The 15,537-nt window shown below is 61.2% G+C and carries 10 protein-coding genes, 1 tRNA gene and 2 rRNA genes (1 of these 13 running past the window's edge); 3 read left to right on the forward strand and 10 right to left on the reverse strand.

Features of this window, described 5'->3' with window-relative positions:
- The first annotated feature begins 144 nt into the window (after positions 1–144).
- Entirely contained in the window at positions 145–1,116 is a 972-nt protein-coding gene (locus NGR_RS24320; protein WP_012709150.1) for a Bug family tripartite tricarboxylate transporter substrate binding protein, read from the forward strand.
- Positions 1,117–1,300: 184 nt separating this feature from the next.
- A complete protein-coding gene (locus tag NGR_RS24325) occupies positions 1,301–2,638 on the forward strand; it encodes a class-II fumarase/aspartase family protein (RefSeq protein WP_012709151.1) in 1,338 nt (445 codons plus the stop codon).
- A gap of 116 nt (positions 2,639–2,754) precedes the next feature.
- On the opposite strand, the gene NGR_RS24330 is transcribed toward NGR_RS24325, so the two are convergent.
- The 7 genes from NGR_RS24330 to NGR_RS24360 all read right to left on the reverse strand — a co-directional run bounded on the left by NGR_RS24330 (position 2,755) and on the right by NGR_RS24360 (position 11,041).
- Complete coding sequence (locus NGR_RS24330) at positions 2,755–3,480, reverse strand: ribonuclease activity regulator RraA (protein WP_012709152.1); 726 nt, start codon at positions 3,478–3,480, stop codon at positions 2,755–2,757.
- 23 nt (positions 3,481–3,503) lie between these two features.
- Positions 3,504–5,240, reverse strand: coding sequence for an L-arabinonate dehydratase (gene araD, locus NGR_RS24335; protein ID WP_012709153.1), 1,737 nt, complete (start codon positions 5,238–5,240; stop codon positions 3,504–3,506).
- A 27-nt stretch (positions 5,241–5,267) separates the two neighbouring features.
- Positions 5,268–6,170 carry a dihydrodipicolinate synthase family protein gene (locus tag NGR_RS24340; protein WP_012709154.1) on the reverse strand — a complete coding sequence of 301 codons (903 nt, stop codon included), beginning with the start codon at positions 6,168–6,170 and terminating at the stop codon, positions 5,268–5,270.
- Positions 6,171–6,189: 19 nt separating this feature from the next.
- A complete protein-coding gene (gene araD / locus NGR_RS24345) occupies positions 6,190–7,932 on the reverse strand; it encodes an L-arabinonate dehydratase (RefSeq protein WP_012709155.1) in 1,743 nt (580 codons plus the stop codon).
- 50 nt (positions 7,933–7,982) lie between these two features.
- Positions 7,983–9,482: a tripartite tricarboxylate transporter permease gene (locus NGR_RS24350; RefSeq protein WP_164924462.1), complete on the reverse strand. Its 1,500-nt coding sequence runs from the start codon at positions 9,480–9,482 to the stop codon at positions 7,983–7,985.
- A 39-nt stretch (positions 9,483–9,521) separates the two neighbouring features.
- Positions 9,522–9,998 (reverse strand): tripartite tricarboxylate transporter TctB family protein, encoded by a 477-nt coding sequence (locus NGR_RS24355; RefSeq protein WP_164924463.1) that lies wholly within the window; start codon positions 9,996–9,998, stop codon positions 9,522–9,524.
- 62 nt (positions 9,999–10,060) lie between these two features.
- Positions 10,061–11,041 carry a Bug family tripartite tricarboxylate transporter substrate binding protein gene (locus NGR_RS24360; protein ID WP_012709158.1) on the reverse strand — a complete coding sequence of 327 codons (981 nt, stop codon included), beginning with the start codon at positions 11,039–11,041 and terminating at the stop codon, positions 10,061–10,063.
- A gap of 236 nt (positions 11,042–11,277) precedes the next feature.
- Between NGR_RS24360 and NGR_RS24365 the strand changes: the two genes are divergently transcribed.
- Positions 11,278–12,303, forward strand: a complete 1,026-nt coding sequence (locus NGR_RS24365) for a LacI family DNA-binding transcriptional regulator (RefSeq protein ID WP_012709159.1) — start codon at positions 11,278–11,280, stop codon at positions 12,301–12,303.
- 114 nt (positions 12,304–12,417) lie between these two features.
- Here the strand turns inward: NGR_RS24365 and NGR_RS24370 are convergent.
- The 3 genes from NGR_RS24370 to NGR_RS24380 all read right to left on the reverse strand — a co-directional run.
- A tRNA-Met gene (locus NGR_RS24370) sits at positions 12,418–12,494 on the reverse strand.
- 316 nt (positions 12,495–12,810) lie between these two features.
- Positions 12,811–12,925 (reverse strand): 5S ribosomal RNA (rrf, locus tag NGR_RS24375).
- A 243-nt stretch (positions 12,926–13,168) separates the two neighbouring features.
- Positions 13,169–15,537 (reverse strand): 23S ribosomal RNA (locus NGR_RS24380) (it continues 430 nt past the right edge of the window).

Here is a 15,537-nt window from a genome sequence, read left to right on the forward strand (position 1 = left end):
TTGTATCAGCAAGAATGTATCTACAAAAGCCGCAAGAATCCGACTTGAAGCAAAACTGAATGCAAAATACAGCAATACTGAGGGCGAAACGAAACTTCGCACGTTGATACAAATTGTATTAATACAGCAGAGGAGGACTGCACAATGTCTCGTTCAATCTGGAAAACATTCGCAGCGCTGGCGATTTCGGCCCTGCTCGCCTCGCCCGTTGCGCAGGCGCAGTCGACGGCTCCCATCACGCTCCTCGTCGGCTATTCCGCCGGGGGCAGCGCCGATCTGGCGGCACGCATCATCGCGCCTGAAATCGCGAGCCGGTTGGGGCGCACCGTGGTCGTCGAGAACGCCACCGGCGCGAGCGGCATGATCGCGCTTCAGAAGCTGATAAACGGCGCGGCGGACACCAACACGATTTACTACGGCGGTTTCGACACCGTGGCGGTGCCGATGACCAATGCCAAGGTTAGCGTCGATTGGGAAACCAGCACGGCGCCGGCCAGCCGCACGACGACCACATCGATGGCGGTCGTGGTACCCTCGCAGTCGGCACATCAGGATCTCGCGGCCCTGATCGCGGCCGCCAAGGCCGCGCCCGAAACGGTGAGCTACGGCTCTCCTGGCATCGGCTCGGCGCAGCACCTGCTCGGCGAACTCATCTCCCAGCGCGCCGGCGTAAAGTTCCTGCATGCGCCCTATCGCGGCGGCGCACAGGTGACCAACGACCTGCTCGCCGGAGTGCTGGATTCGGCCGTGCTTACCCTGTCCACAGCCTTGCCGCTCGCCAAGGAAGGCAAGATCCGCGTGCTCGCGATCTCCGGTCCGGATCGCGCCGCGCAATTGCCAGACGTTCCGACCCTCTCCGAGCTTCCGGGCTTCGACGGCCTGACCTTCCCGCTCTGGCAAGGCGTCTTCGCCAAGGCCGGTTCACCGGACGATTTCGTCGCCGCGCTCGATAAGGCGATCGCCGAAGCGCTTGCCACTCCGGACGTCGAGAAGCGCTATGCCGATGCCGGCTTCGCCGCCTCGCCGCTCTCTTCCGGCGCGTTCAAGGCCTTCATCAAGACACAGGCCGAGACCTACAAGAGCATCATCGACAGCGCCAAAATCGTGGTCGAGTGAGTTCCTCCCGGGCGGCACCGGCAACCTGTCTACTGCATGATTCCTTAAATCGGAATCGATTTAAGGACAAAATCATGCAGCAGTTCAAAGTGCTACAGCGACCTTAGCGCGTCCGATTGGACGCGCGGCGCTGTACGGTGCCGCCCCATTTCCCAGCATCGTCAGCGTCCGAAAGGGGGCCGAAATGACCATCGGCATGTTCAGTTCGTTCATCACCCGGCATTGGTTCAGCGAAGTGGCGATCGATATCTGGTCGGACGAGGCAACGCTCCAGGCGTGGCTGGATGTGGAGGCTGCATTGGCCCTCGCCCAGGCAAAACTTGTTCTCATCCCACCCGAGCCAGCTGAGAGGATCGCAGCATGCTGTGACGCCAAGGGCTTCGACTATGAGCGGCTCAGCAAGGAGATCGCTTTCGCACAGCATCCCTTCGTGCCTGTCCTCAAGCAGCTCGAGGAACTCTGTGGCGAACCGGCTGCCGGCTTCATTCATTGGGGTGCCACCACTCAGAATATCTTCGACACCGCGATCGCTCTGCAGCTCAAAAAGACCCATCTGCATCTGATTGCCGTGCTCGAAAGGACGGAAGAACGATTGAAAGGCCTCGCCTTCGAACACCGCCAGACCCTGCAGGCCGGGCGCACGCACGGCCAACATGCGCTGCCGATGACCTTCGGCTTCAAGGTCGCCGGTTGGCACGAGGAGATACGCCGCAGTCGAGAACGACTGGCGGCGCGGGGCAAAACATCATTCCTGGCCTATTTCGGCGGCGCCATCGGCACCTTCGCCGCCATGGACGGCAAGGGCCGGGCGGTGGAAGACGAGGCTGCCCGGCTGCTCGGGCTGCAGCCGGCCCGTCTGCCGCTTCGATCCTCCTTCGACCGCGTGACCGACTATCTCGCCGCGCTCGCGGTCCTGGCTGGATCGATCCACAAGATCGCCCAGGACATCGTGTTCATGCAGAGATCGGAAATCGGCGAGATCGAAGAGGCCTTCCACATGGGCAAGGTCGGCAGTTCGACGATGGCGCAGAAGCGCAATCCGTCCGCCGCCCTGGTTCTCGTCAGTCTCTGCCGTATGCTGGAGGGCCGGCTTCCGATGGTCCTCGCCGCAATGGTCCGCATGGACGAGGGCGATTCCTCGGCCACCAATATCGCGGACATTGTCGTCGGCGAAATCGCAGTCCTCGCCGCATCGATCGCGGAGGGCGCCGATCGGGTCCTTTCCGGTCTGCATGTGAATGCCGAGAAGATGCGGCGCAATCTCGACCTCAGCCGAGGCCTTATTCTGTCGGAATCGGCGATGATGCAGCTTTCGCCGCGCATCGGCCGGCACAAGGCCCACCATCTGCTCTACGAGGCGGCGCAAAGGACGGCAATGGAGGGGACGGCCTTCTCGCAGACGCTGGCCGATGCAATGAAAGACGCCGGGCTTGCCGATGTGGAACTCGATCTCTCGCCGGATGATTATCTGGGCGAGATCGGCGAGATCATCGAGGATCTTTGCACACCGAGGCGTGGCTAGATGTTTAGTCGCGGCATTTGATGGATGGAGCGGGAAGCCCCAGGAGCCGCCGACTCCGTCGGCTGAATACGGAAAAGCCCGCGCGAGGCGGGCTTTCCGGGTGTGGCCAAGGGCCGTCAACGGCCGGTCTTCTTGCGCCACTCGGCGTAGTCGCTCTGCGCCTTGTCCGTCGTCGGCGGGTAGAGCCCGATGACGGCGGCGCCGTCGAGAACCTGCTCGAGCACGAAGTCCTCAAAGCTCTCCATGCCGGTGCACTCCTCGGCGATCTCGTCGGCCAAATGCGCGGGGATGACCATCACGCCGTCCGCATCGCCCAGCATCACGTCGCCGGGGAAGACCGCAACGTCGCCGCAGGAGATCGGCACATTGATGTCGAGCGCCTCATGCAGCGTCAAATTGGTAGGCGCCGAGGGCCGCTGGCAGTAGGCGGGCATTTCGAGCTTGCCGATGCCTTCGGCATCGCGGAAACCGCCATCGGAGACGACACCGGCGCAGCCGCGCACGGCAAGGCGGGTGACCAGGATCGAGCCGGCCGAGGCCGCGCGGGCGTCCTTGCGGCTGTCCATCACCAGCACATGCCCCGCCGGGCAGGTTTCCACCGCCACGCGCTGCGGATGGTCGGCGTTGCGGAAGACGGTGATCGGATTGCGGTCCTCGCGCGCCGGAATGTAGCGCAGGGTGAAGGCCTGGCCGACCATATTGGCGCCCTTCCAGCCGACCGGCTGGACGTTCTGCACGAACTGGTTGCGTAGGCCCCGCTTGTAGAGCGCGGTGGCGACTGAGGCGGTCGATACCTTCATCAGCTTGGCGCGGGTCTCTGCGGAAAGAATATAGTCTGTCATGATTGCCTCGAATCGTTCGACGGTCAGTTGATGGCCGGCTCGTCCACCGGACGGCCATAGTCGGTCTTCAGAAAATCGAAATCGCAGCCCTTGTCGGCCTGCTCGATATGCTTGGTGAACAGGAAGCCGTAGCCGCGCTCATAGGGCGGCTCGGGTGCTCGCCACGCCGCACGGCGCGCCGCCAGATCCTCTTCCGAAATCAGCATGTTGAGGCTGCGCGCCGGGATATCGAGCTCGACCATGTCGCCGGTCCGGAGCAGCGCCAGCGGCCCGCCGACGAAGGATTCCGGAGAAACGTGCAGCACGCAGGCGCCGAAGCTCGTGCCCGACATGCGCGCGTCAGAGATCCGCACCATGTCGCGCAATCCGAGCTTCAGGAGTGCTTTCGGCATGGGGATCATGCCCCATTCCGGCATGCCCGGCCCGCCTTGCGGGCCGGCGTTGCGCAGCACCAGCACCGTGTCGGGCGTCAGCGGATAGTCCGGATCGTCGATGATCTTCTTCAGTTCCGGATAGCTGTCGGCAACCAGCGCCGGACCGCGGTGCCGATGGAACTTCGGATCGCAGGCCGCGGGCTTGATGACGGCACCGTCCGGCGCGAGGTTGCCCTTCAAGACCGCAAGCGAGCCCTCATGATAGACGGGGTTCGACAGCGGCCGGATGACGTCCTCGTTCCAGATTTTCACATCGCCGAGCCCTTCCGTCAGCGGCTTGCCGGTGACCGTGATCGCCGAGCTGTCAAGCTTGTCGCCGAGCTGCTTCATCAGCGCCCGCAGGCCGCCGGCGTAGTAGAAGTCCTCCATCAGATAAGCCGTACCCGATGGCCTGATATTGGCGATGACGGGTGTCGTGCGGCCGGTGCGGTCGAGATCGTCAAGTTGCAGTGGCACGCCGGCCCGACGCGCCATGGCGATCAGGTGAATGATCGCATTGGTCGAACAGCCGGTCGCCATGGCCACGGTGACGGCGTTCTGGACAGCCGCAGGCGTGATGATCCGGTCGGGCGTCAGGTCTTCCCAGACCATGTCGACAATGCGCCGGCCGCATTGGGTGGACATGCGCTGGTGGTTGGCGTCGGCCGCCGGGATCGATGAGGCGCCGGGCAGCGTGAGCCCCATTGCTTCGGCGATCGCCGTCATGGTCGAGGCCGTGCCCATGGTCATGCAGTGGCCGTAGGAGCGGGCGATGCCGCCCTCGATGCCCTGCCATTCCTCCTTGCTGATCGTGCCGGCGCGCCGCTCGTCCCAGTATTTGAAGCCGTCAGTGCCGGAGCCAAGGTATTTTCCGGCATAGTTGCCGCGCAGCATCGGGCCGGCCGGCAGGTAGATGAACGGCACGCCCATGCTGACGGCCCCCATGACGAGACCCGGCGTTGTCTTGTCGCAGCCGCCCATCAGCACCGCGCCATCGATCGGATGGGAGCGCAAGAGCTCCTCCGTCTCCATCGCCAGCATGTTGCGGTAGAGCATGGTGGTTGGCTTGACGAAGTTTTCCGAGAGCGAAAGCGCGGGCAGTTCCATCGGAAAGCCGCCGGCCTGCAACACGCCGCGCTTCACCCATTCCACGCGGTCCTTGAAGTGCATGTGGCACGGCTGGGCGTCCGACCAGGTGTTGATGATGGCGATGATCGGCTTGCCTTCCCAATCGGCCGGATCATAGCCCATTTGCATGGTGCGCGAGCGGTGGCCGAAGGAACGTTGGTCGTCCGGCACCATCCAGCGCGCGGAGCGCAGCTCTTCATATTTCTTCCTGCTCGCCATCGACGTCTCCGTTTCCTGCTTGACCGCTCAGAAGCGAATGCCGTTGGACTTGATGAAGTCCTGCAGCGCTGTCTGCTGCGCGCCGGTCAGTGGCCAGGCGGAGGGCGGGCGTGTCGCACCGCAGTCGTAACCGATAGCAGCGAGAGCCGCCTTCACGCCCGTCACGTTGGTGCCGTTCATCTCTTCGGCGCGGATATCCTCAAAGGCCCTCATCCGGGCGATCAGTCGATTGGCCTCGCGATAGTCGCCCTCCTCCAGGGCAGCATGGATCGCAACCGATCGCTGCGGCCAGACATTGATCAGGCCGGAAGTGAAGCCGCGCGCGCCGACCGCGTAGAAGGCCGGTGCCCAGACTTCTGCCAGGCCGCCGACCCATACGATGCCGGGATCCGTGGCGCCGATCGCCTCCGCAAGCTTCAGCGGGTTGGGCGTGGCCCATTTGACACCGATGACCGACGGCAATTCGCAGAGCTCGCGGATTGCCTTGATGCCGATGGCGTCGTTGCGCAGATAGAGCACGGTGGGCAGCCCTTCGGCCGCATCGGAAACGGCTTTGACATAGTCGACGAGGCCACGCGGGGCAGAGAACGGATCCGGCGGCTGGTGGATCATCAGCGCCGCGGCGCCGGCGGCCCGCGAGTTGCGCGCCAGCCGGCACGCATCGCGAACGCCGCGCCCGACACCGGCCAGCAGCGGCACGCGTCCGGCGACATGCTCGGCGGCAGCGCGGACCATGATCTCGGCTTCCTCGATCGTCAGTGCATAGAATTCGCCCGTATTGCCATTGGCGACCAGGATCTGCACGCCGGCGGCGATCGCCTTGTCGACGATCGCCTTCTGGCGCGCAGGATCGATTTCGCCTTTGGCGTCGTAAGGCGTGACGAGGATGCCGGATATGCCGGTAAGTGCGGAGCGCAGATCATGTGCCATTCTTAAATCTTCCTTGCTGTCAGAAAATATCGGGTTCGCCGACCGTTGGGCCGAAGCCGGCCTCGAGGTAGTCGAAGTCGCAGCCCTTGTCGGCCTGCATCACGTGTTGCGAGAACATCCAGCCAAAGCCTCGCCCGAACTTCGGTGCGGGCGGAGCCAAAGAGGCTCTGCGCGCCGCGAGTTCCTCCTCCGCCACCAACATGTCCAGGCGGCGGCGCGGCAAATCCATCCGCACGATGTCCCCTGTGCGCAGCAGGGCCAGTGGTCCGCCAACATAGCTTTCCGGAACGACATGCAGCACGCAGGCGCCGTAGGAAGTGCCGGACATGCGGGCATCCGAGATGCGCAGCATGTCGCGATGGCCCTGTTTGATGAGTGCCTTCGGGATCGGCAGCATGCCCCATTCCGGCATGCCCGGTCCTCCCTTTGGTCCTGCATTGCGCAGCACGAGTACGGTGTCCGGCGTGACGTCGAGCGCCTCGTCATCGATTGCGGCTTTCATTTCCGGATAGCTGTCGAAAACGAGCGCCGGCCCCTCGTGCTGCCAGAATTTCGGATCGCAGGCGGCGGGTTTTATCACCGCGCCGTCCGGGCAGAGATTGCCCCTGAGAACTGCCAGGGACCCTTCCGGATAGACCGGATTGGAGAGCGGCCGGATGACGTCGTCGTTGTAGACAGCGGCGCCTTCCAGCGTCTCGCCGAGCGAACGCCCGGTGACGGTCAGTGCCGATCGATTGAGCCTGTCTTCCAGTTGCAGCATGAGAGCGCGAAGCCCGCCCGCATAGAAGAAATCCTCCATCAGGTAGTCCTTGCCGGATGGCCGGATGTTTGCGATCAGCGGGGTCGTCCGCCCGAGCGCATCGAGGTCGTCGAGGGAAAGGGGAATATTGGCGCGCCGGGCGATGGCCAGCAGATGAATGACCGCGTTGGTGGAGCAGCCGGTCGCCATGGCGACGATCGCCGCGTTGCGTATCGATGCCTCGGTCACGATCCTGTCGGGGCGAAGGTCTTCCCAGACCATCTCGACAATGCGGCGCCCGCATTCGGAAGACATGCGGATATGACCCGAATCGGCCGCAGGAATGGAGGACGCGCCCGGGAGGGTGAGGCCCATGGCGTCGACGATCGCCGTCATCGTCGATGCGGTGCCCATCGTCATGCAGGTGCCGAAGGACCGTGCGATGCCGCCTTCTATGCCGAGCCACTCGCTGTCCGAGATGTTGCCCGCCCGCCGCTCGTCCCAGTATTTCCAGGCATCCGAACCGGAGCCCAGGATCTTGCCGGCATGGTGCCCCCTGAGCATCGGGCCTGCCGGCAGGTAGATCATCGGAACACCGGCCGACAGCGCACCCATGACAAGCGCCGGTGTCGACTTGTCGCACCCGCCCATCAGGACCACGCCGTCGAGCGGGTGGCACCTGATCTGTTCTTCCGCCTCCATTGCAAGCAGGTTGCGATAGAGCATGGAGGTCGGCTTGGTGAATGTCTCGTCGACCGAAATCGAAGGAAGCTCGACTGCGAATCCGCCCGCTTGGGCGATTCCGCGTTTGACGTCGTGCACCCGGTCCTTGAAATGCGCGTGGCAGGGATTGAGATCGGACCAGGTATTCAGAATGCCGATGATCGGCTTGCCGATATAGTCCCCGGCCGAATATCCCATCTGCATCATCCGGGACCTGTGGCCGAAACTGCGCAGGTCGTCCGGTCCGAACCATCGGGCACTTCGCAGTTCGTCCGCCGTCTTTCTCTTTCGTTCCATCATCTCGCTCCTTGCGGCCGGCACGTCGGGTCGCGATATCCGCCGGCATCGGGCTATTCTGTAAACGCCTCTTCCCTTTTCCTGCCGATGCTGGGCGAGAGCACGAGAGCAAGGACGATAGCGGCGACGACCAGCAGCGACAGGCTGAGCGGGCTGCGCACGAAGATCGTCGGATCGCCCTGGCTGATCAGCATGGCCCGCCGGAGGTTCTCCTCCAGCATCGGACCGAGGATGAAGCCGAGGAGCAGCGGCGCCGGCTCGAAACGCAGCTTGCTGAGTGCGAAGCCAACGACGCTGAACAGGGCCATGACGAAGACGTCGAAGACGCTGTTGTTGATGCTGTAGGCGCCGATGCAGCAAAACCCGATGATCGCGGGGAACAGCAGATGGTAGGGGATCGTCAGCATACGGACCCACAGGCCGATCAGCGGCAGGTTGAGGATCACAAGCATGAGGTTGCCGGCCCACATTGACACGATCATTCCCCAGAAGAGCGCCGGTTCGTCCGAAATGACGTTGGGCCCCGGGGTGACACCCTGAATGATCATCGCGCCGACCATCAGCGCCATCACCGGGTTGCCGGGGATGCCGAGGGTCAGCATCGGGATGAAGGACGTCTGCGCACCGGCATTGTTGGCCGATTCCGGCGCGGCCACCCCTTCGATCGCGCCTTTGCCGAATTCGGCGCTGTTGGGAGACACGCGCTTCTCCACGGCATAGGAGGCGAAGGACGCCAGCATGGCGCCGCCGCCCGGCAGCATGCCGAGCACCGATCCGAGCGCGGTCCCGCGCAAGACCGGAGCGACAACACGCCTGAAATCTTCCCCGTTCAGCATCAGCCCGGTGACTTTCTTTACGCCAACTGAGCGCTCGTGCTCGCTTTCGAGATTACGCAGAATCTCGCAGATACCGAATATGCCCATGCTGACGGCAACGAAGTTGAGGCCATCGTATAGTTGCGGCACGCCGAAGATGTAGCGCGGCACGCCGCTCTCGACATCCGTGCCGACCGAACCGAGCAAAAGGCCGAAGACGATCATCGCCAGAGCCTTCAGCAAGGAGCCGCTCGCCAGCGCCACGGAGGCCACCAGCCCGAGAACCATCAACGAGAAGTATTCGGCAGGCCCGAATTTCAACGCGATTGCGGCGAGCGGAGGAGCCGCCACGGCAAGAAGGATTGTCGCCACCGTTCCTGCGAAGAAGGAGCCCAAAGCCGCCGTTGCCAAGGCCTTGCCGGCTTGGCCCTTGCGCGCCATCTGGTAACCGTCGATCGCCGTAACGACAGACGAGCTCTCTCCCGGCAGATTGATCAGGATCGCGGTGGTCGAGCCGCCATATTGGGCGCCGTAGAAGATGCCGGCCAGCATGATCAAAGCGGATTCCGGGGGCAGACCGAAGGTGATCGGCAGCAACATGGCGATCGTTGCTGTCGGGCCGAGACCGGGCAAAACGCCGATAGCCGTTCCGAGAAGACAGCCGATGAAGCAATAAGCGAGATTGGCGGGCAGAAATGCCGTCGCGCCCCCCAACCAAAGATTCGAAAAAAGATCCATGAGCATTCCGATTCGTTTCGTCAGCGTGGACGGCGCGCTTTACGGGCCACCGACAAACGGTACCCATGGCCCGAAAGCACTGACGGGAAGCGATAGAAGCCGCGTGAAAAGCACAACCGAAGACAGTGCCATGAAAAGACCCAGTGCGATCGAGTGGCGCCAGTTCGCATATCTGCTTGCCATGGAAACCGCGGCGATGGCGAAGAGCATGGTCGGGGCGAGCCCCAAGCCGGAAAGCGTCAGCCCGAAGAAAACCGGAGCCAGTATCACGAGACAATAGGCCTTCCAGTTTGCCGTTTCCGACCCTTCATCTTGCGCCGCCACGACGAGCGACTGGACGATTATCGATAGGCCGATGGCCATCAGCAGCAGGCTGAGCATCATCGGAAAGTAGCCCGGCCCCATCTGGAACGAGTTTCCGACGTCGAGTTCCCAGCCGAACCAGATGAAAAGCAGGCTGATGAGGACCATTGTCGCGCCGCCGACGAAGTCGCGGCCGTTTCGAATCTTCAACATGACTTGGTATCCAAGGATCGTGTGGGACGCCGGCCAGGCCTTCGCCCGGCCGGCCGCCCGGATTACTGCAGCGGAACGTTCGCGGCCTTGATGACCTCGGCCCATTTCACCGTTTCGTCCCCGATGAACTTCTTGAATTCCTCGGGCGTATTACCGATCGGCGTGGCGCCCATGCCTTCGATCTTCGCCTTCATTGCAGGGTCGTGAAGGATGGCCTGGACTTCCTTGCTCAGCTTCTCGACGATCTCCGGCGGCGTGCCCGCCGGCGCAAAGATGCCGTGCCAGGAGGTCGCCTCGAAGCCGGGAATGAAGCTGGCCATAGTTGGCACATCGGGAAGAAGGGCGGCCTTGTCCAGGCTGGTGACAGCCAGGGCGCGAACCTTGCCGGCTTTCACCTGCTGCGCGGCCGTCGGGATATTGTCGAACATCATGTCCACATGGCCGGCGACGACATCGAGGATCGCCTGGCTGCTGCCCTTGTAGGGGACATGCGTCATCGTCACGCCGGCCTTCGTCGACAGAAGCTCGCCGGCCAGGTGGATGGAGGTCCCAACACCCGACGACGCGTAGGTATGCGTGCCCGGTTCCTTCTTGAGAAGGTCGACCAGTTCCTCGACGGATTTGGCCTGGATCTTGTCGGGATTGACGACGAGCACATTCGGCAGCGTCGCGATCAGCGAGATGGGGGCGAAGCCCTTTTCCTTGTCGTACGGCAGCGTCTTGTAGAGCGTCTGGTTGATGGCGTTCGAGCTGACCGTTCCCATGCCGATCGTATAGCCATCGGGGTTGGCACGCGCCAATTCGCCCAGCCCCAGATTGCCGCCGGCGCCCGGCTTGTTCTCCACGATGAATCGCTGGCCGAGGCGCTTGTCCAGTTCTTCGGCGACAAGGCGGCCGAAGGTATCGGTGTTGCCGCCCGCGGCAAACGGAACGATCACCGTGACCGTTTTCGACGGATAATCGTCGGCGCGACTTACATGTGCGGTTGCTGCGCACATCAATGCCGCAACAGCCGCAAGCGTAATCAAACGCGTGAATTGCATGAATTCTCCTCCCACTGCGCCGGCTCTGCCAGCTTTAGAAACAACACTCCTTCGGGTCCTCTTCCGAAATGGAAGCGCTTTCATTATACGCACGGCGTATACGAAGGCAAGAGGCGGCAGCTCGCGCGCTTGCCGTTGATATTTCGATATTTTTTAGAATATCTCGATGGACTGTTGAAAAAAGAATCGAGTGGGCGCAGAATGGAAACGTAAATCATTTTTGAGGAAAGACCGCGATGACAGGGCACCCAAAAGACGCGCGCTCAAAGGCGACTGCCCCGGTAACGTTGGCCGATATTGCCAAACTGGCAGGCGTTTCACTGGTAACCGTATCTCGAGCGATCAACACGCCCCACCTCGTGAAGCCGCGCACACTGGAAGCGATCGAGACCGCGATCGCGCGAACCGGTTATGTGCCGAATCTGCTTGCAGGAGGATTGGCGTCGCGGAAGACGAAACTTGTCGCCGCGATCGTGCCCTCGGTCGCAAGCACGATGTTCGCCGAAACCATCGAGGGCCTGAACGCTGAACTCGTTTCGGCGGGCTACCAGGTCCTGCTCGGCTTATCCGGATACGACATCGACCAGGAGCGGGAATTGACGCGGGCAATTTTGGCTCGTCGCCCGGACGGCATCATCCTCACCGGGATCGCGCACCTGAAAGAGACGCGAGCCATGTTGACGGGAGCCGGCTTGCCGATCGTCGAAATATGGGATTCGACACCTTCGCCTCTCGATACTGCCGTGGGCTTCTCCCATCCTGCCGTGGGTGCGTTGGTCGCCGAATATCTTCTCGCGGCGGGCTACGACAGATACGCCCAGATCGGCGCCAACGATCCCCGGGCAATGCAGCGTCGAGATGGATTCATCAAGAGGCTGACCGGCATCGCTACCGTTGAGACGTCGACCATCGAGATGAGTGCGCCGGCAACGTTCAAGGACGGGCGACGGGCCGTCGGCGAGTTGCTCGATCAAGGGGGTGGCTCGATCGCGGTCTTCTGCAGTTCCGACGTCGTGGCACACGGAGCACTCACCGAAGCCTACGTCCGAGGGTGTAGAATACCCGAAGATCTGGCTATCGTAGGGTTCGGAGACTTCGATTTCGCCCCTTACACGCATCCTCCGCTTACCACGGTGCGCATAGACCGGCGAATGATTGGAACCAAGGCTGCTCGGGCGATCCTTGCAAAATTATCGGGCGACGAAACAGTCGTACCGATGATCGACATTGATTTCGAGATTATCAAGCGCGCTACGGCGTAGGCCAAGCGTATACGCTGCTGCTCGGCGGCCGAGAGCGGGGCTGGAGACGCGGCGGGAAGCGGAAAAGCAAAAGGCCCGCCGGGGTGATCCGAGCGGGCCAGTTGTTTTTGGATTTGGTTGCGGGGGCAGGATTTGAACCTGCGGCCTTCAGGTTATGAGCCTGACGAGCTACCGGGCTGCTCCACCCCGCGTTACCTCTTGAACCGGGCGGCAGCCCGGTGGTTCCTTGTATGCCGGTCCTCGGCCTTTGGCCTGTGGTCCGGCGGGGCTGCTCCAGCCCGCGTTACCCGAGCAAATTGCCTTGGCAATTTGTCTCGTATCGTGCGAGCAAATCCGTGCGGATTTGTCTCGTTTGTCCGGTCCGAGTTTTGCGCAGCAAAATCTCGTTTGTTTCTGTTTGCGGTCCGGCCAAGCAAAAGGCCGCTTGGTCAGCGGCCCGGTGTTCGGCTTGGGCCGAGCGTGTGTCGAGAAGATGATCTTATGAGTGTTTTTTCTTGCGCTTTGCAGACCTGGCAGCGACCTACTCTCCCGCGTCTTAAGACGAAGTACCATCGGCGCTGGGGCGTTTCACGGCCGTGTTCGGAATGGGAACGGGTGCAGCCACCCCGCCAGAACCACCAGGTCGGCAAAGCGCAAGCTTTTGCGCCCGGAGGGCGCAAACTGAATGAGAAGCTGGTGAAGTCCGCGTAAACCGCCTGCGGTTTATCGCTTTCACTTCGTTTTTGAACACGTCATGCGTCTTATCCGGACAACTCCAGCAGCCGGCAGAGCCGAGCCGCCAGTCGTCTGGCGCGCCGTCCGCAGCGCCTTTGGCGCGTGAGGACAGAAGAATGATGCTCATCTATGATGAGCATAAGCAATGGGAACGATCAAGCCGATCGAACGATTAGTACCGGTAAGCTTCATGCGTTGCCGCACTTCCACACCCGGCCTATCAACGTGGTCGTCTTCCACGGTTCTCGAGGGAATACTCGTTTTCAGGTTGGTTTCCCGCTTAGATGCCTTCAGCGGTTATCCATTCCATATATAGCTACCCTGCTATGCCCTTGGCAGGACAACAGGTCCACCAGAGATATGTCCATCCCGGTCCTCTCGTACTAGGGACAGATCCTGTCAATATTCCTACACCCACGGCAGATAGGGACCGAACTGTCTCACGACGTTCTGAACCCAGCTCACGTACCGCTTTAATTGGCGAACAGCCAAACCCTTGGGACCTGCTCCAGCCCCAGGATGCGATGAGCCGACATCGAGGTGCCAAACAACCCCGTCGATATGGACTCTTGGGGGTCATCAGCCTGTTATCCCCGGCGTACCTTTTATCCGTTGAGCGATGGCCCTTCCACGCGGGACCACCGGATCACTATGACCGACTTTCGTCTCTGCTCGACTTGTCAGTCTCGCAGTCAGGCGGGCTTATGCCATTGCACTCGACGAGCGATTTCCGACCGCTCTGAGCCCACCATCGCGCGCCTCCGTTACTCTTTCGGAGGCGACCGCCCCAGTCAAACTACCCACCATACACTGTCCCGGATCCGGATGACGGACCGCGGTTAGACATCCATGACGATAAGGGTGGTATTTCAAGGATGGCTCCACGAGAACTGGCGTCCCCGCTTCAAAGCCTACCACCTATCCTACACATGCCGACACGAATGCCAGTGTAAAGCTATAGTAAAGGTGCACGGGGTCTTTCCGTCTGACCGCAGGAACCCCGCATCTTCACGGGGAATTCAATTTCACTGAGTCTGCGTTGGAGACAGCGGGGAAGTCGTTACGCCATTCGTGCAGGTCGGAACTTACCCGACAAGGAATTTCGCTACCTTAGGACCGTTATAGTTACGGCCGCCGTTTACTGGGGCTTCGATTCAGAGCTTGCACCCCTCCTCTTAACCTTCCAGCACCGGGCAGGCGTCAGACCCTATACGTCGTCTTGCGACTTCGCAGAGCCCTGTGTTTTTGATAAACAGTCGCTACCCCCTGGTCTGTGCCACCCCACAATGGTTGCCCATCATGGGGTCACGCTTCTTCCGAAGTTACGCGTGCAATTTGCCGAGTTCCTTCAACGCAGTTCTCTCAAGCGCCTTGGTATACTCTACCTGACCACCTGTGTCGGTTTCGGGTACGGTCTATACGGTGGAGCTATTTCCCGGGACCGCGTCCGAGCCTGGACAATCCAATAAGTCCAGACAAGTTAAGCGATCCGTCACTACCACCAGGCCCACGAATATTAACGTGGTTCCCATCGACTACGCGTGTCCGCCTCGTCTTAGGGGCCGGCTAACCCTGCTCAGATTAACTTTAAGCAGGAACCCTTGGTCTTTCGGCGAGAGGGTCTCTCACCCTCTTTATCGTTACTCATGTCAACATTCGCACTTCCGATACCTCCAGGACCCCTCACGGGTATCCCTTCACAGGCTTACGGAACGCTCCGCTACCACGTGCGATTGCTCGCACATCCTCAGCTTCGGTGCATGGCTTCAGCCCCGTTACATTTTCGGCGCAAAGACCCTTATTTAGACCAGTGAGCTGTTACGCTTTCTTTAAATGATGGCTGCTTCTAAGCCAACATCCTGGTTGTTTTGGGATCCTCACATCCTTTCCCACTTAGCCATGACTTGGGGACCTTAGCTGGAGGTCAGGGTTGTTGCCCTTTTCACGACGGACGTTAGCACCCGCCGTGTGTCTGCCGACTAGTACTCCCCGGTATTCGGAGTTTGGTTAGGATCAGTAAGACGGTGAGTCCCCATAGCCCATCCAGTGCTCTACCCCCGGGGGTATTCGGTCGACGCTCTACCTAAATAGATTTCGCGGAGAACCAGCTATTTCCGAGTTTGATTGGCCTTTCACCCCTAGCCACAAGTCATCCCAATCTATTGCAACAGATGCGGGTTCGGTCCTCCAGTTGGTGTTACCCAACCTTCAACCTGCTCATGGCTAGATCACTCGGTTTCGGGTCTAATGCGACATACTAAGGCGCCCTGTTCAGACTCGCTTTCGCTACGCCTCCACCTACCGGCTTAAGCTTGCATGTCACACTAAGTCGTTGACCCATTATACAAAAGGTACGCCGTCACCCTTATCGGGCTCCGACTGTTTGTAGGCATCCGGTTTCAGGTTCTATTTCACTCCCCTTGTCGGGGTGCTTTTCACCTTTCCCTCACGGTACTTGTTCGCTATCGGTCATGCACGAGTACTTAGGCTTGGAGAGTGGTCTCCCCATGTTCAGACAGG

Origin of the sequence: Sinorhizobium fredii NGR234 (genome assembly GCF_000018545.1) — a bacterium.
In the GTDB taxonomy this organism is placed as follows: Bacteria; Pseudomonadota; Alphaproteobacteria; order Rhizobiales; family Rhizobiaceae; genus Sinorhizobium; species Sinorhizobium fredii_A.